24 protein-coding genes and 1 tRNA gene are annotated in these 23,273 nt (G+C 63.8%); 19 read left to right on the top strand and 6 right to left on the bottom strand.

Annotated elements, in window-relative coordinates:
- Positions 1-187 precede the first annotated feature (187 nt).
- The 3 genes from fen to rad50 all read left to right on the top strand — a co-directional run bounded on the left by fen (position 188) and on the right by rad50 (position 5,413).
- Complete coding sequence (gene fen, locus E2484_RS01180; protein WP_137283395.1) at positions 188-1,171, top strand: flap endonuclease-1; 984 nt, start codon at positions 188-190, stop codon at positions 1,169-1,171.
- A 253-nt stretch (positions 1,172-1,424) separates the two neighbouring features.
- Positions 1,425-2,750 (top strand): DNA double-strand break repair protein Mre11, encoded by a 1,326-nt coding sequence (gene mre11 / locus E2484_RS01175; RefSeq protein WP_137283394.1) that lies wholly within the window; start codon positions 1,425-1,427, stop codon positions 2,748-2,750.
- Positions 2,747-5,413, top strand: coding sequence for a DNA double-strand break repair ATPase Rad50 (rad50, locus tag E2484_RS01170; RefSeq protein ID WP_137283393.1), 2,667 nt, complete (start codon positions 2,747-2,749; stop codon positions 5,411-5,413). The genes mre11 and rad50 overlap by 4 nt, the downstream gene beginning before the upstream one ends.
- A 60-nt stretch (positions 5,414-5,473) precedes the next feature.
- Here the strand turns inward: rad50 and E2484_RS01165 are convergent, their stop codons facing one another.
- Genes E2484_RS01165 through E2484_RS01155 form a run of 3 tightly spaced genes read right to left on the bottom strand, consistent with a single transcriptional unit; the run spans position 5,474 to position 6,652 of the window.
- Complete coding sequence (locus E2484_RS01165; RefSeq protein ID WP_137283392.1) at positions 5,474-5,899, bottom strand: DUF7346 family protein; 426 nt, start codon at positions 5,897-5,899, stop codon at positions 5,474-5,476.
- A 25-nt stretch (positions 5,900-5,924) separates the two neighbouring features.
- Positions 5,925-6,416 carry a DUF7322 domain-containing protein gene (locus tag E2484_RS01160; RefSeq protein ID WP_137283391.1) on the bottom strand — a complete coding sequence of 164 codons (492 nt, stop codon included), beginning with the start codon at positions 6,414-6,416 and terminating at the stop codon, positions 5,925-5,927.
- A gap of 50 nt (positions 6,417-6,466) precedes the next feature.
- Positions 6,467-6,652 carry a DUF7331 family protein gene (locus tag E2484_RS01155; RefSeq protein WP_137283390.1) on the bottom strand — a complete coding sequence of 62 codons (186 nt, stop codon included), beginning with the start codon at positions 6,650-6,652 and terminating at the stop codon, positions 6,467-6,469.
- Between the two features lie 136 nt (positions 6,653-6,788).
- On the opposite strand from E2484_RS01155, the gene E2484_RS01150 reads away from it, so the two are divergent.
- The 12 genes from E2484_RS01150 (at position 6,789) to E2484_RS01095 (ending at position 18,177) form a co-directional block, all read left to right on the top strand.
- The gene (locus tag E2484_RS01150; RefSeq protein WP_137283389.1) at positions 6,789-9,521 is read left to right on the top strand and encodes a DNA-directed DNA polymerase; all 2,733 of its coding nucleotides are present in this window, start codon (positions 6,789-6,791) and stop codon (positions 9,519-9,521) included.
- A 161-nt stretch (positions 9,522-9,682) separates the two neighbouring features.
- Entirely contained in the window at positions 9,683-10,573 is an 891-nt protein-coding gene (locus E2484_RS01145; RefSeq protein ID WP_137283388.1) for an ABC transporter ATP-binding protein, read from the top strand.
- 9 nt (positions 10,574-10,582) lie between these two features.
- Positions 10,583-12,013 carry a Fe-S cluster assembly protein SufB gene (gene sufB, locus E2484_RS01140; protein ID WP_137283387.1) on the top strand — a complete coding sequence of 477 codons (1,431 nt, stop codon included), beginning with the start codon at positions 10,583-10,585 and terminating at the stop codon, positions 12,011-12,013.
- On the top strand, positions 12,010-13,224 hold the full coding sequence (gene sufD / locus E2484_RS01135) for a Fe-S cluster assembly protein SufD (RefSeq protein WP_137283386.1): 1,215 nt from the start codon (positions 12,010-12,012) through the stop codon (positions 13,222-13,224). The genes sufB and sufD overlap by 4 nt, the downstream gene beginning before the upstream one ends.
- A 124-nt stretch (positions 13,225-13,348) precedes the next feature.
- Positions 13,349-13,840, top strand: a complete 492-nt coding sequence (locus E2484_RS01130) for a ferritin-like domain-containing protein (protein WP_137283385.1) — start codon at positions 13,349-13,351, stop codon at positions 13,838-13,840.
- Positions 13,837-14,265, top strand: a complete 429-nt coding sequence (locus tag E2484_RS01125) for a metal-dependent transcriptional regulator (RefSeq protein ID WP_137283384.1) — start codon at positions 13,837-13,839, stop codon at positions 14,263-14,265. Before E2484_RS01130 ends, E2484_RS01125 begins: the two co-directional genes overlap by 4 nt.
- A 527-nt stretch (positions 14,266-14,792) precedes the next feature.
- A complete protein-coding gene (locus E2484_RS26245) occupies positions 14,793-15,020 on the top strand; it encodes an HNH endonuclease (protein WP_321111798.1) in 228 nt (75 codons plus the stop codon).
- Positions 15,021-15,076: 56 nt separating this feature from the next.
- A tRNA-Gln gene (locus E2484_RS01115) sits at positions 15,077-15,180 on the top strand.
- Positions 15,181-15,422: 242 nt separating this feature from the next.
- Positions 15,423-15,632 (top strand): DUF2065 domain-containing protein, encoded by a 210-nt coding sequence (locus E2484_RS01110; protein ID WP_137283383.1) that lies wholly within the window; start codon positions 15,423-15,425, stop codon positions 15,630-15,632.
- Between the two features lie 179 nt (positions 15,633-15,811).
- Positions 15,812-16,117, top strand: coding sequence for a hypothetical protein (locus E2484_RS01105; RefSeq protein ID WP_137283382.1), 306 nt, complete (start codon positions 15,812-15,814; stop codon positions 16,115-16,117).
- A 394-nt stretch (positions 16,118-16,511) separates the two neighbouring features.
- The gene (locus E2484_RS01100) at positions 16,512-17,237 is read left to right on the top strand and encodes an alanyl-tRNA editing protein (protein WP_137283381.1); all 726 of its coding nucleotides are present in this window, start codon (positions 16,512-16,514) and stop codon (positions 17,235-17,237) included.
- A gap of 229 nt (positions 17,238-17,466) precedes the next feature.
- On the top strand, positions 17,467-18,177 hold the full coding sequence (locus E2484_RS01095) for an HD domain-containing protein (protein ID WP_137283380.1): 711 nt from the start codon (positions 17,467-17,469) through the stop codon (positions 18,175-18,177).
- 116 nt (positions 18,178-18,293) lie between these two features.
- Here the strand turns inward: E2484_RS01095 and E2484_RS01090 are convergent, their stop codons facing one another.
- Both E2484_RS01090 and E2484_RS01085 read right to left on the bottom strand, forming a co-directional pair.
- Positions 18,294-18,968 carry a LysE family translocator gene (locus E2484_RS01090; RefSeq protein ID WP_137283379.1) on the bottom strand — a complete coding sequence of 225 codons (675 nt, stop codon included), beginning with the start codon at positions 18,966-18,968 and terminating at the stop codon, positions 18,294-18,296.
- 89 nt (positions 18,969-19,057) lie between these two features.
- The gene (locus E2484_RS01085; protein WP_137283378.1) at positions 19,058-19,795 is read right to left on the bottom strand and encodes a metal-dependent transcriptional regulator; all 738 of its coding nucleotides are present in this window, start codon (positions 19,793-19,795) and stop codon (positions 19,058-19,060) included.
- A gap of 268 nt (positions 19,796-20,063) precedes the next feature.
- On the opposite strand from E2484_RS01085, the gene E2484_RS24640 reads away from it, so the two are divergent.
- Together E2484_RS24640 and E2484_RS24635 are read left to right on the top strand one after the other, a co-directional pair.
- Complete coding sequence (locus E2484_RS24640) at positions 20,064-20,234, top strand: hypothetical protein (RefSeq protein ID WP_170977197.1); 171 nt, start codon at positions 20,064-20,066, stop codon at positions 20,232-20,234.
- A 105-nt stretch (positions 20,235-20,339) separates the two neighbouring features.
- The gene (locus E2484_RS24635; protein ID WP_170977190.1) at positions 20,340-20,495 is read left to right on the top strand and encodes a hypothetical protein; all 156 of its coding nucleotides are present in this window, start codon (positions 20,340-20,342) and stop codon (positions 20,493-20,495) included.
- Here the strand turns inward: E2484_RS24635 and E2484_RS01080 are convergent, their stop codons facing one another.
- The gene (locus tag E2484_RS01080) at positions 20,496-21,689 is read right to left on the bottom strand and encodes a threonine synthase (RefSeq protein ID WP_137283377.1); all 1,194 of its coding nucleotides are present in this window, start codon (positions 21,687-21,689) and stop codon (positions 20,496-20,498) included.
- 100 nt (positions 21,690-21,789) lie between these two features.
- On the opposite strand from E2484_RS01080, the gene E2484_RS01075 reads away from it, so the two are divergent.
- A complete protein-coding gene (locus E2484_RS01075) occupies positions 21,790-22,653 on the top strand; it encodes a winged helix-turn-helix domain-containing protein (RefSeq protein WP_137283376.1) in 864 nt (287 codons plus the stop codon).
- Positions 22,654-22,785: 132 nt separating this feature from the next.
- Positions 22,786-23,217, top strand: coding sequence for a universal stress protein (locus E2484_RS01070; protein ID WP_137283375.1), 432 nt, complete (start codon positions 22,786-22,788; stop codon positions 23,215-23,217).
- Positions 23,218-23,273: the final 56 nt, after the last annotated feature.

The following is a 23,273-nucleotide window of genomic DNA, read 5'->3' as shown; positions in this document are numbered from 1 at the left end:
TGCTGGTACGTTACCGTTTACGACCTCGGTGTCGTTCATTACCGATTACGACCTCGATGTCGTTCACCTTCGTAGAAAAGCGTCGGGACCTCCGCCGGAGCGTTCGTACGGGACGGTAATCGTCTCGGTTCGCGTCGGCGACCGCGAGCAGTAGCTTTCAAACCCCCACGATACCTACCGTCGGGTAATGGGAAACTCCGATTTACGCCAACTCGCGGTCTTGGAGGAGGTCCCCTTCGACGAACTGGAGGGGAGCGTCGTCGCCGTAGACGCTCACAACTGGCTGTACAAGTACCTCACGACGACCGTCAAGTGGACCCGGGACGAGATATACACCACCGACGACGGAACCGAAGTCGCCAACCTCGTCGGCGTGGTGCAAGGCCTACCGAAGTTCTTCGAGAACGACCTGACGCCCGTGTTCGTCTTCGACGGCGCGGTCACCGACCACAAGACCGCCGAAATCGAACAGCGCCGCGAGGAGCGCGAGAAGCGAGAGGAGAAGTTGGAGGAGGCCCGCGAGGAGGGTGACGCGGTGGAAATCGCGCGACTCGACGCCCACACACAGCGCCTGACCGACACGATTCAGCAGACCACGCGCGACCTGTTCGACCGACTCGACGTGCCCTACATCGAGGCCCCCGCGGAGGGCGAATCGCAGGCCGCGCACATGAACCGAACCGGTGCGGTCGATTACTGCGGCACCGAGGACTACGACGCCCTCCTGCTCGGGGCACCGCTGACGCTCCGCCAACTGACCAGCAAGGGCAACCCCGAACTTATGGACTTCGAGGCCACCCTCGAGGAACACGACGTGACGTGGGAGCAACTGGTGGACATCGCCATCCTCTGTGGCACGGACTTCAACGAGGGCATCTCGGGCGTCGGCCCGAAGACCGCCCTGAAGGAGGTCAAAGAGCGCGGCGACATCTGGGCCGTGCTGGAGGCCCGCGGCGCGAGCATCGACAAGGACGTGGACGTGATTCGGGAACTGTTCCTGAACCCGACCGTCAGCGACGACTACGAGTTCGACGCCACGATGGACCCGGACTTGGACGCGGCCCGGGAGTACGTCGTGGACGAGTGGGGCGTCCACGCCGACGAGGTCGAGCGCGGGTTCGAGCGCATAGAGGAGTCGGTCGTCCAGACCGGGTTAGACAACTGGTCGTAAGGTCCTCGGATAGATATTCGTTTCCTTTAGATGCATTTCAATTTTCCTTAGCAACATGGAAAATGCCGACGGCGAGACTACCTGCGCACGTCTCGGACACCCAGTCGCGCAGACCAACGTTTATGTGACAGAGCGCACCACTCCGGGGTATGACCAGCGCCGAGCAGGACCACTGCAAACCGACTTCGGGAAGCCCGCTCCGGATCGACGAGTCACGGAATGCCTTTAGGCCCCGGACGCAAACGACGAATCGATGACACGGGTGATACACACGGGGGACACCCACCTCGGGTATCGACAGTACCACTCCCCCGAGCGACGGGAGGACTTCCTCCGGGCCTTCGAGCAGGTAATCGACGACGCGATCGCCGAGAACGTAGACGCCGTGGTTCACGCCGGCGACCTGTTTCACGACCGTCGCCCCGACCTCGACGCCCTCCACGGAACCATCTCGATTCTGGGCAAACTCCGGGACGCCGACATCCCCTTTCTCGCTATCGTCGGCAACCACGAGGGGACCCGGGGCCGCCAGTGGCTCGACCTCTTCGAGATGCTCGGTCTCGCCACGCGACTCGGCGACGACCCCGAAGTCGTCGGCGAGACCGCGTTCTACGGTCTCGACCACGTACCCAAGTCCAAGCGCGACGACTTGGACTACCAGTTCGCGGACCACGACCGGAACCACGCCGCCCTCGTGAGCCACGGTCTGTTCGAGCCTTTCGACATCGGCGACTGGGACGCCGAGGAGGTGTTGACCGAGGCCAACGTCGATTTCGACGCGATGCTGCTCGGCGACAACCACAAACCCGACACCAAGGAGGTCGCCGACACGTGGGTCACGTACTGCGGTTCGACCGAGCGATGCAGTTCCGACGAGCGCGAGGACCGGGGCTACAACATCGTGGAGTTCGACGGCGACGCGACCATCACCCGCCGGGGACTCGACGCGACCCGCGACTTCGAGTACGTCGAAGCGACTCTCGCCGAGAGCGAGGGCATCGACCGCGTCCGCGAGAAAATTCGGGAGCGAGACCTCGAAGACGCCGTGGCCATCGTGGAAATCGACGGCGACGGCGAGCAGGTCACGCCCGCCCGCGTCGAGGAGTTCGCGCTGGACCGAGGCGCACTGGTCGCCCGCGTTCTGGACCGCCGCGAGGTCGAGGACGACGAGGACGAGGTCGAAGTTTCGTTCGCCGACCCCGACGACGCCGTGCGCAAGCGCGTCCGCGACCTCGGCTTGAGCGAGGCCGCCCGCGGCATCGACGAGACCGTCCGCGCGAGCAAGATAGCCGACTCGAACGTCCGCCAATCGGTCCAGAACCGGGTCGGCGAACTGGTCGAGGACGGCGACCTCTCGGCGTTCGAGTCCGCGCCGGACGCCGAGTCCGACTCCGACGCCGAATCCGGTTCCGACTCCGAGTCCGCTGCCGAACCCCCGGACTCGGCGACTGCCGAGACCGAAGTCACCGAGACCGACACCGCCGAGTCCGACGAACGAGCGACCGACGAGGCGGAACCCGTCGAGGCCGAGACGACGGCGGACGCCGGGAGCGACGGGAGTCTGGAGGAGTTCCTATGAAGTTCGACCGCGTTCGCCTCCGGAACTTCAAGTGCTACGCCGACGCCGACCTGCGTCTCGACCGCGGCGTGACCGTCATCCACGGCCTGAACGGGAGCGGCAAGTCCTCGCTGCTGGAGGCCTGCTTCTTCGCGCTCTACGGCGCGAAGGCGTTAGACCGCACGCTGGACGACGTGGTGACTATCGGCGAGGAGGAGACCGAAATCGAACTCTGGTTCACCCACGACGGCGGCGACTACCACGTCCGGCGTCGGATTCGAGCGACCGGCGAGCGCGCGACGACCGCCGATTGCGTCCTCGAAACGCCCGACGACACTATCGAGGGAGCGCGAGACGTGCGCCGGGCGGTGACCAACCTCTTCCGGATGGACTCGGAGGCGTTCGTCAACTGCGCGTACGTCCGGCAGGGCGAGGTCAACAAACTCATCAACGCGACCCCGGGCCAGCGCCAGGACATGATAGACGACCTCCTCCAACTCGGAAAACTGGAGGAGTACCGCGAGCGCGCCAGCGACGCCCGTCTCGGGGTCAAATCCGTCCTGGACGACAAGCGAGGGAGTCTCTCGGAACTCGATTCCCAGATCGAGCAGAAGGAGGAGAAGGACCTCCACGCGCGTCTGAACGACCGCAAGTCCGTCCTCAAGGAGACCCAGAGCGAAATCGAACGATTCGAGGACAACGAGGAGACCGCCGAGAAGACCCGCCAGCAGGCCGTCGAGATTCTGGAGACCTACGAGGAGAAGCGCGAGGAGTTGGAGTCACTCGCCGACGACATCGAGGACCTCGAACGCGAAATCAGCCAGACCGAGCAGGAGCGTTCCGAACACGGCGAGCGCGTCCGGGAACGCCGCGAGCGAATCGACGACCTCGAAGCGACGGTCTCGGACCTGCTGGCCGAGACCGACCTCGATTCGGCCGACGAGGACGCCATCGAGAGTCGGTTGGACGAACTCGACGCCGAGGACGACGACCTCCAGTCGGCCCTCAACGACGCCGAGAAGCAGGCGATGATGTTCGGCAATCAGGCCGACAAGTTGGCCGAGAAGGCCGACGACCTCGAAGCGCGCGCCGGAGAGAAGCGCGAGCGCGCCGAGAAGTTGGAAACCGAGGCCGACGAGGCGGCCAGCGACCTCGATGCACGCCGAGATAAACTCGAGCAGTTGGGCGACGACGTCGAGGCCGAGAAGGCGGCGTTCGAGGACGCGCCCGTGGAGTTCGGCGACGCCGACGCCCACCTCGAAGACCGCCGCGAGGCCCAGACCGACGTTCAGAGTCGCATCGAGGACGCGAAAGCCGACCTCCAGAGCGCCCGCGACAGCGTGGCCGAGGCCGAGGAACTGCTCGAAGAGGGCAAGTGTCCCGAGTGCGGCCAACCGGTCGAGGACTCACCGCACGTCGATTCGCTGGCCGAGGACCGCGAGCGCGTCGCACGACTGGAATCCGAACTGGCCGACCTGCGCGAAAAGCGGGAAGCCGTCGCCGAGGAAGTCGAGGAAGCCGAGCGATTGCGCGAGGCCGAACGCGAGGTCCAGAACCTCCGAGATCGCCGCGAGAACTTCGAGCAGTTGGTCGCCGACAAGGAGGACGCAGTCGCCGAGAAGCGTGAGGAAGCCGACGAGTTACGCGAGGAGGCCGACGAACTCGAAACCGACGCCGAGGACAAGCGCGCCGACGCCGACGAACTCCGGGAGAAGGCCGACGGTCGCCAAGAGACGGTCGAAGACCTCGAAGCCGAGCGGGAGGCGATCGACGCCAGGCGCGAGCGTCTCGAGGAGATTCTGTCGGTACGCGAGGAGATTTCGGACGCCGAGGACGACGTAGAACGCCACCGCGAGAAGCGCGCGAGCCTCGAAGAGAAGAACGACCTCCGCCGGGAGCGACTCGAAGACAAACGCGAGCGCCGGAGCGACCTCCGGGAGAGCTACGACGAGCAGAAAGTCGAGACCGCCCGCGAGGACAAGCGGGAGGCCGAGGAGTACCTGGAGAAAGTCGAAGTGAAGTTGGAGGAACTGCGAGACCGGCGCGACGACCTCCAGAGTACGATCGGCGGTATCCAGAGCGAAATCGAGGAACTCGAACACCTGCGCGACCGCCGGGAGAACCTCGCCGAGCGCGTCGAGTCGCTGGAGTCACTCCGCGACGAGACCGCCGACCTGCAGGAGATGTACGGCGACCTCCGGGCGGAACTCCGCCAGCGCAACGTCGAACACTTGGAGGAGATGCTGAACGAGGTGTTCGACCTCGTGTACCAGAACGATTCGTACGCACGCATCGAACTCGACGGCGAGTACGAGTTGACCGTCTACCAGAAGGACGGCGAACCGCTCGACCCCGAGCAGTTGTCCGGCGGCGAGCGCGCGCTGTTCAACCTCAGCCTTCGGTGTGCCATCTACCGACTGCTCTCGGAGGGCATCGAGGGCACCGCGCCGATGCCGCCGCTCATCTTGGACGAACCGACCGTCTTCCTCGATTCGGGCCACGTCTCTCAACTCGCGGAACTCGTCAACTCGATGCGCGAACTCGGCGTCGAGCAGATCGTGGTCGTGAGCCACGACGACGAACTAGTCGCGGCGGCCGACGACGTGGTGTGGGTCGAGAAGGACTCGGTGTCGAACCGCTCGACGGTCGAGCGCCGGGAGACGCTGTTGGAGGCCGCCGACTGAAGAGAACGGTAAACGTTTCTTCGAGAACCAGATATCTGTCTTCGAGACTCAGAAATATTGCTACTCGTCGGTGAGGAGCGCGAGTCCGTCGTCGGCGCGGTCCGTGGTCGCGTAGCCGCGCTCGCCCAGCACGCGGGTCTCCTCGACCAGTCCGGCGGCTCGAAACTCGGTCAAGACGCCGAGCAAGTCGCTCTCGCAGAGGTCGGTGGCGTCGAGGAGGTGTCGGACCGAGTGGGGGCCGCGCTCGCGGAGTTCCACGAGCAGGCCGAGTGCGCGCTCGTCGGGGGTCGCGGTCAGGACGCGCCGGGCCGGATCGGGGACGGCCCGCGCAGTCGTCGCCAACGCCGACTCGCCGGAGGCGAGTTCGAGTTCGTCTCGGTCGCGGTAGGTCTCCTCGCCGGTCTCCGGGTCGCGGACCTTGCAGGAGTCGCTCGACTCCTTGACGAGCAGATAGAGAGCTCCCGAATCGTCCCGAACGGTTCGCATGGCCGGTCGTAGGCGCGGCGCGGGGTTAGTCCTTCTGGAGTTCTTCGTCCGCGTCGGCGGATTCGTCGGCGGGAGTTTCGTCGTCCACGGTGGATTCGTCGTCAGGAGTCGTCTTATCGGGGGTTTCGTCGGCGTCTTCTCCGCCGACTTCTTCGTCGGGACCGCCGGAGTCGCTAGTCACCTTCCGATAGCGCCGCCACCCGCGGGCGAACGCGAACGCGCCCACGGCGAAGATCGCGCCGCCGACCTTCCAGCGGCCTTGGAAGCCGAGTATCATCACGCCGAAACTCATTCCGAACAGCGCGACGTTGAATATCAGGACCAGCGACCAGAACTGCTTTTTGAGCTCGGGACTGGCGTCGTTGGTCGCGGTGTCGGGTACTCGCGGCGGATCCGGAGCGAGACCTTCGGAGGGGTCGTCGGGAAGGAGTTCGGCCTCCGCCTCCGGTGGGTCTTCGGGGAGCAACTCGGCTACCGGGTCGTCGCTGTCCTCGCGCTTCGAATCGTCGGGAGCCACTGTTCGAAAGTCGAAACGGAACGAGCAAAAGCGCTTCGTCCCGGACGTCCTCAGATTTGTTCCTTGAGCGTAAGCGGTTCGCCCGTCTTCAACCACGCCAACGGATTGTCCGCGTCGTAAAATACGACGCCGTCCTCGGTCTGGTAGGACTCGACAGTCGCTTCCGTCTCGGCGGTCTCCGGAAGCGCCGCTTCCGCACGGTCCAGCTCGTCGTCGGGGTTGACGTGGTCGGACATTGGCGTCACCTACCACTGTGGTAAGTGTTAACACATTATATGTCTTTCCATTCAGGAAACGATTCCCGGTGGCCGAGACCCACCGTGGTCCGGCGAAAGCGAGGGTTTTTAGCCGGAAGCGCCAAATTCCGAATACATGAGCGATTCGGGGTCTACGACACTAACCGACTTCTCCGACGCTGGTGACGACCAGCGCGACGCCGAGGCCGAGGCCCGCGCGGTCGCCGGAGGCGACCACCAGCGCGCCGACTCGGTCGTCGGCGACGACGACTGGCTGCCCGACCCTGACGGCGAGGTCGAACTCTCGGTCGTGCAGGTCGACTACACCATCGAAGGCTCGGGCGACGACGAGGAACCGATCGTCCACGTCTTCGGCCGCACGCCCGACAACGAACTCGAACACGTCCGCGTCGTCGGCTTTCGTCCCTACTTCTACGCGCCGACCGACTCGCTGGACGCGCCGCCCGAAGAGGAGTACGACAGTCTCACGGGAAGCGAGACCACCGACGAGAACGGCGACCTCTACGAGAGCATCCGCGGCGAGAAACTGACCAAGATATTCGGTCGAACGCCGCGCGACGTGGGGAACGTCCGCGACGAGTTCGACCACTACGAGGCCGACATCCTGTTCCCCAACCGCTTTCTCATCGACAAGGACGTCAAGAGCGGGATTCGGATTCCCGAGCGCAGAGACGACGACGGCGACCTCTACTTCCACGACCAGATAGACGAACTCGACCCGGTCGAAGTCGAGGCCGACCCCCGCGTCCACTACTTCGACATCGAGGTAGACGACCGCTCGGGTTTCCCCGAAGAGGGCGAAGAACCGATCATCTGTCTGACTACCTTCGACTCCTACGACGACGAGTACGTCGCGTGGCTCTACGACGCTCCCGAGGGCGACGCCGATACTCCGAACGACCTCACGGGGTACGACCCCATCGAGGAGGTCGACATCGACGTGCGGACCTTCGACGACGAGCGCGCGATGCTCGAAGCTTACCTCGACTACGTCGTGGAGACCGACGCCGACATCGTCACGGGGTGGAACGCCGACGACTTCGACGCGCCGTACCTCCTCGACCGACTCGACGAACTCGCCGGTCCCCACGAGTACGACCTCGACTCCGACCGCCTCTCGCGGGTGAACGAGGTCTGGCGCTCGGACTGGGGTGGCCCCTCGATAAAGGGCCGGGTCGTCTTCGACCTGCTGTACGCCTACAAGCGCACCCAGCGCACCGAACTCGAATCCTACCGCCTCGACGCGGTGGGCGAGGTCGAACTCGGCGTGGGCAAGGAACGCTACTCGGGCGACATCGGCGACCTCTGGGAGAACGACCCCGAGCGACTGCTGGAGTACAACGTCAGGGACGTGGAACTCTGCGTCGAACTCGACCGAAAGCAGGACATCGTCTCGTTCTGGGAGGAGGTCGCCTCCTTCGTCGGGTGTAAACTCGAAGACGCCACGACGCCCGGCGACGCGGTGGACGTGTACGTCCTCCACAAGGCCCACGGCCGGTTCGCGCTCCCCTCGAAGGGCAAACAGGAGAGCGAAGACTTCGAGGGCGGCGCGGTGTTCGAGCCGATTACCGGGGTCAAGGAGAACGTGACGGTGCTGGACCTCAAGAGCCTCTACCCCATGTCGATGACCACCATCAACGCCTCGCCAGAGACCAAGGTGGACCCCGACGAGTTCGACGGCGAGACGTACGTCGCGCCGACGGGCACCCATTTCCGGAAGGAACCCGACGGTATCATCCGGGAAATCATTGACGAGACGCTGGACGAGCGCGAGGAGAAGAAGGCCCTGCGCAACGAACACGACCCCGAAACCCGCGAGTACGAGCGGTTCGACCGCCAGCAGGCGGCGGTGAAGGTCATCATGAACAGCCTCTACGGCGTGTCGGGCTGGGACCGGTTCCGCCTGTACGACAAAGAGGCGGCCGCCGCGATTACGGCCACCGGTCGGGACGTCATCGACTACACTCAGGAGACGGCGAAGGAGATGGGCTACGACGTGGCGTACGGAGACACCGACAGCGTCATGTTGGAACTCGGGCAGGTCGAAAACAAAGAGCAGGCGCTCGAGCAGTCCTTCGAAATCGAGGAGTACATCAACGACGCCTACGACGACTTCGCGCTCGACGAACTCAACGCCGCGGAACATCGCTTCCAGATCGAGTTCGAGAAGCTCTACCGGCGGTTCTTCCAAGCGGGCAAGAAGAAGCGATACGCGGGCCACATCGTCTGGAAGGAGGGCAAGGACGTAGACGACATCGACATCACGGGCTTCGAGTACAAGCGGTCGGACATCGCGCCCATCACGAAGGACGTTCAAAAGCAGGTCATCGACATGATCGTCCACGGCGAGGAGTTGGACGACGTGAAAGACTACGTCCACGACGTCATCGAGGACTACCAAGCCGGAAACGTGAATCTGGACGACGTGGGCATTCCCGGCGGCATCGGCAAGCGCCTCGACGGATACGACACCGACACCGCACAGGTCCGCGGCGCGAAGTACGCCAACCTCCTGTTCGGGACCAACTTCCAGCGCGGGAGCAAGCCCAAGCGTCTCTACCTCGAAGGAGTTCACCCGGACTTCTGGCAACGGATGGAGAACGAGGAGGGGTTCGACCCGAGCGGGAACTCCCGCGAGGACCGCCTCTATCGAGAGTTCAAGAAGGACCCGGACGTAATCTGCTTCGAGTTCGCCGACCAGGTACCCGAGGAGTTCGAGGTCGATTGGGACAAGATGCTCGACAAGACGCTCCAGGGTCCCATCGAGCGCATCCTCGAAGCGCTCGACATCTCGTGGGACGAAGTGAAATCCGGCCAGGAGCAGACCGGACTCGGGAGTTTCGTCTGACCGGAGTCGGGTAGCGTCGACTCCGGACGCCCGTATCTTTCGTGGTGGTGTTTCGCATTCCAAAAAGTATTTTTCACGTTCTACGAAGCCATTTACGTGAGAATGCGAAAGCATTATGCGTCGGACACCCCTTTTTGCGAACGTCTTAGGTGAACCTAACAATGGCAACGCTCGAACTCAAAAATCTACATGCTGAGGTCGTTGAGGCCGACGAGAAGATTCTCAACGGCGTCGACCTCGAAGTCAACACCGGCGAAATTCACGCCCTGATGGGCCCCAACGGAAGCGGGAAGTCCACCACGGCGAAGGTAATCGCTGGCCACCCGGCCTACGAGGTGACGGAGGGTGAAGTACTGCTTCACCTCGACGACGAAGACGTCCCGGAAGACAAGCGGTCGTGGAACTTGCTGGACCTCGAACCGAACGAGCGCGCGGCGCTCGGCGTCTTCCTCGGGTTCCAGTACCCGGCCGAAATCGAAGGCGTCACGATGGTCAACTTCCTCCGACAGGCACTGAACGCCAAGCTCGAAGAGCGTGAGGAGCTCTTCGAGGACGAAGAAGCCGAGACCGAAGAAGAAGACGACGCTGGCTACGAGACCAGCCCCATGGAAGGTCCCGCCGACGAGGGCGAGGTCGGCGTGGCCGAGTTCCAGCAGATTCTCTCCGAGAAGATGGAACTGCTCGACATGGACGAGAAGTTCGCACAGCGCTACCTCAACGCTGGCTTCTCCGGCGGCGAGAAGAAGCAGAACGAGGTGCTGCAGGCCGCCATCCTCGAACCGTCCATCGCGGTCCTGGACGAGATCGACTCCGGTCTGGACATCGACCGACTACAGGACGTGTCGAACGGCATCAACGCCCTGCGCGACGAGCAGGGCACCGGCGTCCTCCAGATTACCCACTACCAGCGGATTCTCGACTACGTCGAGCCCGACCACGTCCACGTCATGCTCGACGGCGAAATTGCGATGAGCGGTGGCGCGGAACTCGCCGAGAAACTCGAAGACAAGGGGTACGACTGGGTCCGCGACGAAGTGTACGAGGCTGCGTAAGGTGATAGCATGAGTTCCGAACAAGATCAACTAAAAGAGACAAACACGGAAGAGCGCTTCGCGTTCAAGAAAGAGGAGAGCGCGGCGGTCAAGTCCGACAAGGGGCTGACCGAAGAGGTCGTCCGTCTCATCAGCGACGACAAGGACGAACCCGACTGGATGCTCGACCGACGCCTCCGGGCGCTCGAACATTGGCAGAACATGCCGATGCCGACCGACTGGCCCGGCCAACCCGACCTGACCGAACTGGACGTCGGCGAAATCGTCCCGTACATCCGGCCCGACGTGGACAAGCGTGCGGGAGCCGACGACTGGGACGACCTCCCAGACGAGATTCAAGACACCTTCGAGAAACTCGGAATTCCGGAAGCCGAGCGCAAGGCACTGTCGGGCGTCGGCGCCCAGTACGAGTCGGAGGTCGTCTATCAGAACATGCAGGAGCAGTGGGAGGAGAAAGGCGTCGTCTTCTGTAACATGGACGAGGCCGTTCGGGAACATCCCGAACTCGTGAAGGAGTACTTCATGACCTCCTGCGTTCCCCCGAGCGACAACAAGTTCGCCGCACTTCACGGCGCAGTCTGGTCCGGTGGCTCGTTCGTCTACGTCCCCGAGGACGTGACGGTCGAAATGCCGGTTCAGGCCTACTTCCGGATGAACTCCGAAGGGATGGGCCAGTTCGAACACACCCTCATCATCGCCGAGGAAGGCTCGGAAGTCCACTACATCGAGGGATGCAGTGCGCCCAAGTACGGCAGCCACAACCTCCACAGCGGAGGTGTGGAAGTGTTCGTCGGTGAAGACGCCCACGTTCAGTACTCGACCGTCCAGAACTGGTCGAAGAACACCTACAACCTCAACACCAAGCGCGCCATCGTCGAGAAAGGTGGCCGCATGGAGTGGGTCTCCGGGAGCATGGGCTCGAAGGCGACGATGCTCTACCCCTGCACCATCCTGAAGGGTCGCAACGCGAGCGCGAACAACATCACCATCGCGTTCGCTGGCGAGGGACAGAACATCGACACGGGCGCGAAGGTCTACCACAACGCGCCCCACACCAAGTCGACCATCGAGTCGAAGTCCATCTCGAAGGACGGCGGCCGCACCAACTACCGCGGTCTCGTCCACATCTCGGAGGGAGCCGAACACTCCTCGACCAGCGTGGAGTGTGACGCGCTGATGTTCGACAACGAGTCGACCTCCGACACGATGCCCTACATGGAAATCGACGAGTCGAAGGTCGACGTGGCTCACGAGGCGACCGTCGGCAAAATCGGCGACGAGGACGTCTTCTACCTCCAGTCGCGGGGACTCGACGACGACGACGCCAAGCAGATGATCGTCTCGGGCTTCATCGAACCGATCACGGAGGAACTGCCAATCGAGTACGCGGTCGAACTCAACCGACTCATCGAACTCGAAATGGAGGGGAGTCTCGGATGACTGCGACGCAGGTACACGAGACCATCTCGGAGGAGACGGTTCGACAGATATCCGACGACCTCGGGGAACCCGACTGGCTGCTCGAAACCCGCCTCGACGCGCTCGACGCGCTCGGCGAGTTGGAGATGCCCGACGTGATTCGGACGCCTGGTCGGGACTGGACCAACCTCGACGCGCTCGATTACGAGAACTTCGTGGACCCGTTGAACGCCGCCGAGGAGAAGGACCAGGTCGGTCCGGAAGAGGCAGAAGTCCTGCCCATCTCGGACGCAGTCGAGGAGCGCGAGGACCTCCTGAAAGAACACTTCGGGTCGGTCGTCGACCCGCAGGAGAACTACCTGACCGCGCTCTCGACCGCCCTGTTCAGCACGGGCACGCTCGTCTACGTCCCGAAGAACGTGGACGCCGAGGACGTGACCATCCGGACCACGCAGAACTCCCAGTCGCTGTTCAACTACACGCTGGTCGTCACCGAGCAGTCGAGTTCGGTAACGATTCTGGAGCGCCAGGACACGGGCCAGGCCGTCGAGGACGAGCAGTACTACAGCGGCATCGTAGAGGTCGCGGCCGGCGAGAACAGCCACGTCCAGTACGGGTCGTTGCAGGACCTCGACGAGCAGACGTACAACTACACGCTCAAGCGCGGCGAGGCCGACGACTACGCCACGGTCAACTGGGTCGAGGGCAATCTCGGTTCGCGGCTGACGAAGTCCTCGGTCGAGACGAACCTCGACGGCGAGGGTTCGGAGACCAAGACCGTCGGCGCGTTCTTCGGTCACAACGACCAGCACTTCGACATCGCGGCCCGCGTCTGGCACAACACGGCTCACACCACCGCAGACCTCGTGACCCGCGGCGTGCTGGACGACGACGCGCGCTCGGTCTACGAGGGCGTCCAAGACGTCGGGCGCGACGCGTGGGACACCAACTCCTACCAGCGCGAGAACACCCTGATGCTGAGTGACGAGAGCGAGGCCGACGCCTCCCCGAAACTCATCATCAACAACCACGACACCGAGGCGAGCCACTCGGCCACGGTCGGCCAGATCGACGAGGAGGACATGTTCTACATGACCTCTCGCGGTGTGGACGACGAGTCCGCCCGGAACATGCTGGTCGAGGGCTTCTTCGTGCCCGTTCTCGAAGAGGTCGAGGTTGAGGAGTTGCGGGACGACCTCGAAACGCGGATTCGGGACCGACTGCACGAGTAGATCTCGCTTCTTTCTTTTTCGTTCGTCGGACAGCGATAGCTACCGGACCAAACCTGTTAAGTCGCCCAACTCCCGACAGTGTTGTAATGACCGTTGTATCGAAGTACAGCCACGGGTGGTCGGAATGACCGTCAACGACCGGGTATCGACCGACACCCAACTCGCGCGCCTGCTCCAGATCGGCATCGTGCTGGAGGAGGTCGTCGAAGTCCGAGCGGCGCGCCACTACGAAACGCTGTCGCCCGACGAGCGCGACGACGACATCGAGGAGTTGCTCGAAGACGCCCGCGAGGAGTCGGCCGACCACCGACAGCGACTCGAGGCGCTCATCGACCAGTTGGACGCCGAGGCGGTGCCGCTCGAAGAGGTCGAGGCGCTGGTCGAAGCAACCTACGCTCAGACCGGTCCGGAGGACTTCGACGGCGTTCTCTACGACCAACTCCACGGCGAGGAGACCGCGTACAAGTTCTACGACGACCTCATCGGCGCCATCGAAGCCAGCGACACGGCGTTCGCGCTCGACCGCGAGGAGTTGCTCGCTACGTTGAAGTCGATTCGGGAGGAAGAGGCCGAAGGTGTCGAGGAAGTGACCGAAGTCATGGAGGCCCGAGAATGAACACTGCTGACCAGTATCTGAAGGCGATCTACCTCGTACAGCGGATGGAAAACGGTCCGGCTTCGACCGGCGCGCTGGCCGACCGCCTCAACGTGAGTCCGGCCAGCGTCAACGAGATGATCGGCAAGCTACAGGACCGGGGCCTCGCCGACCACGAGAAGTACAAGGGCGTCTCGCTGACCGACGACGGCATCGAACGGGCCCGCGAGGCGCTCCAGACCTACTGCATCATCGAGCGCTTCCTCCACAACGTCCTCGAAGTCGAGGAGTTCCCGAGCGAGGCGAAGGCGCTCGAAAGCGTCATCGACGAGACCGTCGCGGAACGACTCGACACTATCATCGACCGCGAACCCCAGTGTCCGGACTGCTTCGACGCCGAAGCGGACATGTGCGCCGAGTTGATTCAGGAAGGCGAAGCGGACTAGGTTTGCGGAGTCTTTCTTGCTGTCCTCTCTCTGCTTTTTCCACTCGATAATACGAAACTTGAAGGCGAAATAGTCACAAATCCCACCTAATGGACTGTCCAACGTGCGGGAAGTCGTTCGACTCCGAGCAGGGAGCGCGAATTCATCGCGGGCACGAACACGACGGTAATCTCCCGAACCGCACCTGCACGACTGTGGAGTGGAGTTTTACGACCCGAAATCACGGCTGAACTACTGCGACGACTGTGACCCGAACGCGGGCAAGAACAATGGGAACTGGAAAGGAGCGAAAGAAATCGGGACGTGTCAATTCTGTGGGGCGGAGTTTCCGTATTACCCGTCCAATAAAGTGGGTAAGTACTGCGCGGACTGCGTCGAATCCGCAGACGGTTTACTTCCCGAAAATCCCGCCACAGAAAACCGCATCGCTACGCCGTGTTCGTACTGTGAGACGACCATAGAGGTCTGGTGAAAGTCACCACCAGTGGGAGGGTGGTAGTCTCAGTTATGGACAGAAATGGTGGCGGATTCGGCGGGAGGCACTAGAGCGTGACGAACACACGTGCCAAAATTGCGGTAGAACGAGGGTCGATACTGGGCGAAATCCGGACGTACACCACATCGAGCGCGTCCGCGACTTCGATAAACCCGAAGAAGCCCATACGTTGAAAAACGTGATTACCCTCCGCCGAAGGTGTCACAGAAACGTCGAAGCGGGAAACGTCAGCGTTTCCCGACCGCCGGACGAAAAGTAACACTATTGTACGAGGAAAGGCTACGACCTGATACGCTCGATTTCAAGAGCGAGTGCAGTCCCGTGGTGTAGTGGCCAATCATATGGGCCTTTGGACGTAGCGGGTTACGAGCCGTTACGGAAGCGAGCCTATGACGGCGGTTCGAATCCGCCCGGGACTATCTTCGATACACTCTACAGTTTCAGTCCGAGTGACGACGACCGAGTTCGTCCAGCGCCACGGACCGTTCGACCCACGCGTCCGCTCCCCAGCGTCAGTTTTCGAGTGATGCTCGTGGACAACCTCCTCCGATAGAGAACGAAATATAACTACTAAACCCATATATAACGTTCTTTAACACGACTGATTCATTCCCATGCCGCAGTAACCTATTTCGTGCTCAACGTTGACTAGTATCACTCCATGTCCCTCCCCGTGAAACTCGGCATCGGACTCGTCCTGCTTACGTGGGGGTTCGCGGACTACCTGTTTCCACAGACCGTCCTCCGGACCCAATCGAACCTCCTGAACGTCCCGCCCGAACCCGAGGAGGGTCTCGCTCGGCACAAGCGCCGGGTCGGACTCGTCTGTATCCTCGCGGGCGTGATAGTCGTCGTCACTGCGCTCGGTTGAGGGTTCCTAACCGGGTACAGACACTCTTTACCGCCCGCACAATCGTTTCCAGATGGAAGTGGGGAAGTTGCGAAATTTAATCAGGCGGTACATAACAAAGCCATTACGCACCGCGGTTTCGTGTGTATGGTCCCCACTCGTACGTATCGATTCGTCGACCGCTCCGAACCCGGAGAGCGATGGAACTGACCTGGCTGGTAGCCTCCTCGATACTCTTCGTCGGCGTCGGGTACGGCTTCGTCCAGCGCGCCCAGCGAACTCGCGCCGTGGGTTGGACCCTCCTTGGCGCGTCGCTGTTCGCTCTCGCCACCCGCGATCTCTTCCGGTCGCGCGAACAGGGTCGGCCCGTGGCGAAACCGGCCAACGACTCCCCGACCCGGCCCCCAGACCGACCGCGAACCGACCGAACGCAGACCGACGACGAGCGACGACGGACACCGCTCTTCGGGCGACTCCGACGACGAGTTGCCGGGTGGCTCGACTGAGTTGGAGACGTAAGAGGATTCGAGACGTAACTGATGTTACTGGTGCGACCAGAACTGTAACGGCGAACGGTCGAAAAGCCCCGGCACTCGCTACGAATCGCTGGAGTCGATGTAAGCGACGATATTGGAAAGCAGAGTTGAAGGCCCCGCCCGTTCGCGGTCGCTCAGCGACCCCTATCGGCAGCAGTCACGCTCGCTTCGCTCGCGTTCCCTTGCGGATAGGGGTCGCTGAGACGACCAAGCGTTGCGCGACCGGGCGGCCTCTTTCAGTCCACCCAGACCTGCAGCATCGCCGAGCGCGTCCCAGTGGTTGGTTTCCTCGAGCGCACGCGATTCGACTTCGGCCTTTTCCGCCAGCCAATCGATTAAGCCGCTCGGTCGCCTTTGGCCGACTGTGACCGAGCAACGCTACCTCCCCGACGCCGACGACGTGACCGAGTTCGAAGCCAGCGTGACCGAGGCGACCGACGAGTACGTCGTCCTCGACGGGACGTACTTCTACCCGGAGGGCGGCGGCCAACCGGCCGACCGCGGCGAACTGTCGTGGGACGGCGGCCGGGCCGCGGTGACGAAGGTTCGGAAGAACCACGGCGACGTGCGCCACTACGTCGCGGAGGTCGAGGGGAACCTGCCCGAACCTGGCGACGAGGTGCAAGGCGAAATCGACGCCGAGCGCCGGGAGGCCCACCGCCGGATGCACACCGCCCAGCACGTCGTCTCGCGCGTGGTGCTGGACGAGTACGGCGCGGAGACCGCGGGCAACCAGATTCACGCCGACCGGTCGCGCATCGACTTCGAGCCAGTCGACTTCTCGGAGGAGGACGTGGAGAAAATCGAGCGCCTGTCGAACGAGGCCATCGAGCGCGACCTCGCGGTTACCAAGGACGAACGCCCGCGCGAGGAGGTCGAAGAGCGCACCGAGGAGGGCCGCGCCCTGCTCGACCTCATCCCCGACCACGTCGACCCGCTCCGGGTGGTCGAAATCGAGGGGTTCGACTACTGCCCCTGCGGCGGTACCCACGTCGACAGCCTCGGCGAACTCGGGCGCGTCGAGATAACCGGCCGCGAATCGAAGGGCGAGGCGACCGAGCGCGTCGAGTTCGTCCTGAACGAGACGTAAGGCGATCGGCCCGCGAAGCGGCGGGTCGGTTCCGAAATCACCGACCAACTGTCGTGGAAAAAACACGCCGAGGCGGGGACCGTCGGGACGAGAAACACGAACCGTGTTTCGAACGTACGCGGGAAAACCGCCGAGTCGCCGGGAGTCTCTTCGTCGTAAGTCTAAAGAGTCAATCATTCGTTTATACGAGTAAGAATGAACACGGACATTTGCGAATCGAGGTGGTTCTGTGGGAGTCGAAATTAAGGAGTCGCCCGTCTCTGAGACCGAGTTCGAGGAGATGAAAGACTTCGTGTACGAGTATCTCGCCGCCAGCGTCGAGAACGAGGACGGCGGCGGCCGGATGCGATGGTACCCGTGGCACTCCGCGGAGTATCGGTTCAACCACATCCTCAACGTGGTGGACCTCGCGGGCACCATCGCCGAGCGCGAGGGCGCGAACGAGGACGTGGCCCGGGTGGCAGCGCTGTTCCACGACATCGCCAAACTCGACGCCGACCAGGAGGTCCACGCCGAAGAGGGCGCGCGCATCGCCCGGAAGTACCTCGAAACTCACGGCGACTTCCCCGAGTCGTTCATCGAGGAAGTCTGCAAGGCGGTCGAGAACCACTCGTATCAGGGCGACCTCACCGACCTGCCGAAAGAGACCCAGTGTCTCATCGAGGCCGACCTGCTCGACAAGGTGGGCGCGAACGGCACCGCGCTGATGCTCCTCCGGATGGGCTACGAGGCCCGCACCCACATGGACGCCGCCGAGATGATCGACCGGGTGATGGAGCGCGGCAAGGACGCCACCAAGCGCGTCCAGAGCGAGACCGCCGAGGGCATCGCCCACAAGCGTCTCAAGCGCGTCAAGTGGTTCCGAGAGTGGCTCGAAAGCGAGGTGCCGGAGATGGACCGCGAGGAGTCGCCGGACCGCCGAACGCAACGACGACCCTGACGACGCTCCGAGCGGGGCTCGGAGTGACCTCGCGGTGCGAACAGGGACAGCTCTGTCCCGACGAGCGCCCCGTAGCCACTCAGTCGCCGCAGGAGTACGTCACGCGGAGTTACGTTCTACGCCAGAATCTCGGTCGCCTTCGAGAGGAAGGAGAGACCGGCCAGCGCCAACACGATAGCGCTGAGGTAGGCGACGACCGGTGCGAAGGCGTCCACGCGCCGCCCGACCGTCACCAGCGCGGCCGGGAATCCGGTAATCCAGAGCGCGATACCCGCGAAAAAGCCGACGACGATGACCGGGCTTCCCGTCGAGACGGTCAGGCCGCCGAGCGCGTCGAGGGCGAACGTGCCGGGGTCGAGCAGACCCACGCCGGCCGTGAGCCACCAGAGAATCTGGTAGGGGTTGGTGAGCGCCAGCACGAACGCCTTCCGGAAGCCCTTGCTCTCCTCGTCGGTCGCTTCGCCGGCCCCGTCCGTCGCGGCGTCGCCGCCGAACGCGGCGTTGGCGTCGCTGGCCGCGCCGTAGGCGAAGTAGAGCATCAGCAGGCCGCCGAGACCGAACAGCACCTGCTGGACGACGGGTACGTCGCGGACGACCGTGACGACGCCGAGGAGCGCGAGGACGAAGAAGCAGGCGTCGGCCGACATCGCGCCGAGGCCCGCTCGGAAGCCCGACCCCCACCCGCGGAGGACGCTCTCTTCGGCGATGATGGCGTTCATCGGTCCCGGCGGGGCCGCCAGCGAGAGGCCGAGGGCGACCCCGGCCAGCGCCGAGGCGACTTCCTGAAGCATCGCTCGAAGGTAGGGACTCGGGCCGAGAAAAAGCTATCTCTCCGATAGGACCGCGGTGGGCGGGTCGTTATCGGGACCGCAGGGGAGTCTCAGGGTTCGACGCCCTGCGCGCTCCCGTTCGGTCCGGGTTCGGCGTCGTCGTCGCCTGTTTCGTCGTACTCGCCCGCGGGTCGGACCCGAATGGAGCGGGCGACGTTCTCGGGGAGGCTCTGTTCGGGACCGTCCTCGTCGTGGAGTCGCACCGTCACCATCCCGAACGGGGCCACGTCCACGACTTCGAGTTCCGTCTCGGGCGCGACGCCCGCGTCCGCGAGGTAGCGCAGTTCCTCCTCGTCTCGGTCGCTCACCCGCGCGACCACGAGTCGGTCCCCGGGGTCGTACTCCGAGAGCGGCGTGGTGTCGTCCTCCTCGGGCGGCGTGAGGTCGGCGCTCGGGATGGGGTCACCGTGGGGGTCCACCTCGGGGTCGCCCAGCACTTCGGCGACACGCTCCTCGAACTCCTCGCTGATGTGATGTTCGAGGGTGTCGGCCTCCTCGTGGACCTCGCTCCACGAGTAGTCCAAGTGTTCGGTCAGGTACGACTCCAGCAGGCGATGGTGGCGTAGCACTTCGAGCGCCACCGTCTCCCCCTCGGCGGTGAGTTCGACTCCCTTGTACTTCTCGCGCTCGACTAGCCCTCTGTCTTCGAGTTTCTCGACCATGCTCGTCACCGTCGGCGGCGTCACGTCGAGGTAGTCGGCGATAGCCGAAGTCGAGACCGGCCCGCCGTCCTCCTTCTGGAGGGCGTAGATCGACTTCAGGTAGTCTTCCATCACGTCGCTCAACATTTCGTGTTCGGAATTAGCCGCGTCTAAAACTTATATTTGTCCCGGTACGCGTCGCTGGTTCGACGCCGGTCCCGATTAGGAACCTCGTATCGGAGTACAGGCTCTGAAATCGGTCGAAAGCCGGAAGCATCCGGTAGCTACCCGAGAATTACTCGGTGGATACCCGGGAATCACTCGGTGGCTACGTCGCGTCTGCTCGCGGAAACGCCCGGTCTACAGGCCGACTAGCGGGTTTATAACTAACCACCGGGCCGCCCTATGACAGACCATGTCGAACGCAGAGATGAGCATCGGGTGTCCGAACTGCGACGGTCAAGTCGTCGAAGTCGCCACCGACGGCGGCGACCCCGACTCGACGTTCCGAGACGCCGATCGACTCACGGGAACGACGGTGGACTGTACTAACTGTGGCGACGAGTTCGAAGTGTACTACTACTGATTTTCGACGCCCCGTTTTCGCAGGCCAGTTCGGGCTTACGGACGAGTAGACCGGACGTATCGACGTGTAGACCGCCTGTACGGCCCGCGTAGACGCCGTATAGTAATGGCCGGGTCTCGCGTAGCGACCGACACGATGTCAGAGACCGAGACGAGCGAACGGATCACCGCCCACTTCCACGACGGGAGTCTCGAACTCCGGTCGAAGGAATCGCCCGACGCGTGGATTATCGCCGAAGACCCGGTGAGCGTCGAACGGTAATCAGATTCCCTTGCTCATCAGGTGGCTTCGGAGCACGTCGTCGTCCTTGTTGCCCGCGCCGGTGTTGAGCAGGACCACGGTGTCGTCGTCGTCGAACTCGCCGCGTCGGGCGAGTTCCCACGCCCCGCTGGCGGCCGCGGCGCAGGTCGCACCCATCTCCAACCCTTCGTGTTGGGCTACCGTGACGGCGCTGTCCAGGATGTCTTCGTCGCTGGTGGCGACCGCACCGCCGTCGCTCTCACGGAGGGCGTCGAGAATCAGCGGACTCGCGCCGGGGTCGGGAATCTCGATGCCGCCACAGATGGTGTCGGGCGTCTCCCAGACCTCGTGAACGTCTTTTCCTTCCTCGAAGGCCTCCACGACGGGCGCACACCCGGACGACTGGGCCGCGTACATCGACGGTAGTTCGTCAGTCAGACCCAACTCGCGGAGTTCCTTGGCGGCCTTGTGCATTCCGACGAGACCGACGCCGCCGCCGGTCGGGTAGACCACGGCGTCGGGAACCTCCCAGTCGTTCTGCTCGACCACTTCGTAGAGCATCGTCTTCTTGCCCTCGTGGCGGTAGGGCGTCACGAACGTCTTGACCGAGTACCAGTCGTCGTGTTCGGCCATCGCGTCGGCGTAGGCCGCTCCCGCGTCGCCGATTCGTCCCTCCACGACGGTCAGGTCACCGCCGTGGACGTTGACCATCGCCTTGCTGGTGAACCCGGCCCGCGAGGGCAGGAAGACGTGGGAGTCGATGCCCGCACGGGCGGCGTAAGCCGAGGCGGCCTGTCCGGCGTTGCCCGCGGAGTTGAGCGCCACGTCGGTCGCGCCGTGTTGGGCGGCCGCGGTCACGGCCGCCGTCTGCCCGCGGTCCTTGAACGTCCCGGTCGGGTTGCGACCCTCGTCCTTGAACAGGACGCGGCCGACGCCCAGCTCGTCGGCGAGCGTCGGGCACTCCACGAGTTGGGTCGCGCCCTCGTCCATCGACACCGCGGCGCTCTTCGGGAACGGCAGGAGTTCCTCGTAGCGCCACATCGACTCGAACGGTCGGGACTGGAGGTCCTCTCTGGAGAGGTCGATTTCGTCGTAGTCGTACTCGGGGTCCAGAATCCCGTCGCAGTCGGGACAGCGGTGGGTCGTCTCCTCGGCGTCGAACGTCTCGCCGCAATCGACACACGTCAGGCCGACGAAGGCGTCGGTCGTTTCCATGCGCGGGGGTTCGGAACCGAGCGACTAATCGTTGCCCCTTCGGCCGCGACTCGCGAGTTCGTGAGGTAGATTTTTGCCCGCGGACTGCGACACCGATTCCGTGAGCGATTCCGACTCGCCCAACCCCGCCGACGTGTTCGGGGTCGTGGCCGACGAGACCCGGATGACCATCCTCCGGGCGCTGGCGGAGGCCCCCTACGAGGAGTACGAGGGGACGCTGACCTTCTCGGAACTCCGGGAACGGGCCGGGATTCGAGACTCCGGCCAGTTCAACTACCACCTCGACACGCTCGTCGGGCAGTTCGTCGAGCGGACCGACGACGGGTACGGTCTGACCTACCCCGGAGAACTGCTCTACCGGACCATCGTCGCGGGACTGTTCACCCGTCGAACCGAACTGGAGTCCCGCGACGTCGACAGCGAGTGCCTCGACTGCGGGGCACCGCTCGAAATGGCGTACGACGAGGCGGTCCTCCGCATCGTCTGTTCGGACTGCGACCGGGAGTACATGAGCGTGGAGTTCCCGCCGAGCGCGGTCGAATCTCGCGGCGACGATTGCCTGGAGACGTTCGACCAGTGGGTTCGCCACCACGTCCTGCTGATGAACCGGGACGTGTGCGTCTGGTGTGCGGGACCGATGCCCGGCGAACTCCGCTACCGGGACGACGACGAGGCGCCCTACGTGGCGCGCAACTGCGAACACTGCGGCGGGTTCATGTGGACCACGCCCGGTGAGACCGTCCTCTACCACCCCGCGGTCGTCTCGTTCTTCTACGAGCGCGGCGTGGACGTGACGAGTCGGCCCCTCTGGGAACTGGAGTTCGTCGTGAGCGACGACGCGGTCGAGGTCCGCTCGGAAGACCCGTGGGAACTCGTCGTGACCATCACCTGCGAGGGCGACGAGATGCGGGTCGTCCTCGACGGGGACGCCGAGGTGGTCGAAATCGAGGACGGGGCAGTGTAGACAGGTATTCAATTCCTTTACAATCGAATACGATTGCCAGGCAATCACATTTCTTCGTCTCCCGGTTCGACCGCCCGACGGCACCCGCGCGACCCCTGTGAACTACTTGGGACTGGCCGTCGAAGTACCGATATGACACCCTCGCACGTCCTCGTCCCGCTGGACGGGTCGCCGCTGGCCGACGACGCGCTGGTCTTCGCCCTCGACACCTTCGACTGCAAAATTACGGTACTGAACGTGGTGACGCCGCTCGACGCGGCGATGAGCGAGGGCGGCGTCCTCGAATCCGGCGAGGAGCGCCGCGAGGCGGCGCGCGAACGCGCCGCCGACCTCGTGGACCGCGCCAAGCGCCGCGCCGCGGAGGCCGACCGGAGCGTCGAGACGGCGGTCGAGACCGGCGACCCCGCCGAGACCATCCTCGACTACGTCGAGGCCCGCGACGTGGACCACGTCGTCATGGGCGGCCACGGCGGCGAGCGCAACGAACTCGCGCGTCGGCTTCTCGGGACGGTTGCGACGAAGGTCGTCGGCGAGGCCCCCGTGTCGGTGACGGTGGTGCGGTAGTCCGGGGTCGTTACACGTCGGAGCAATCGACAGCAGCGACGGGACGATCGGAGTGA

The sequence above is a fragment of the Halorussus salinisoli genome (assembly GCA_005239435.1).
GTDB lineage: Archaea > Halobacteriota > Halobacteria > Halobacteriales > Haladaptataceae > Halorussus > Halorussus salinisoli.
This window is presented reverse-complemented; position numbering and strand designations above follow the sequence as displayed.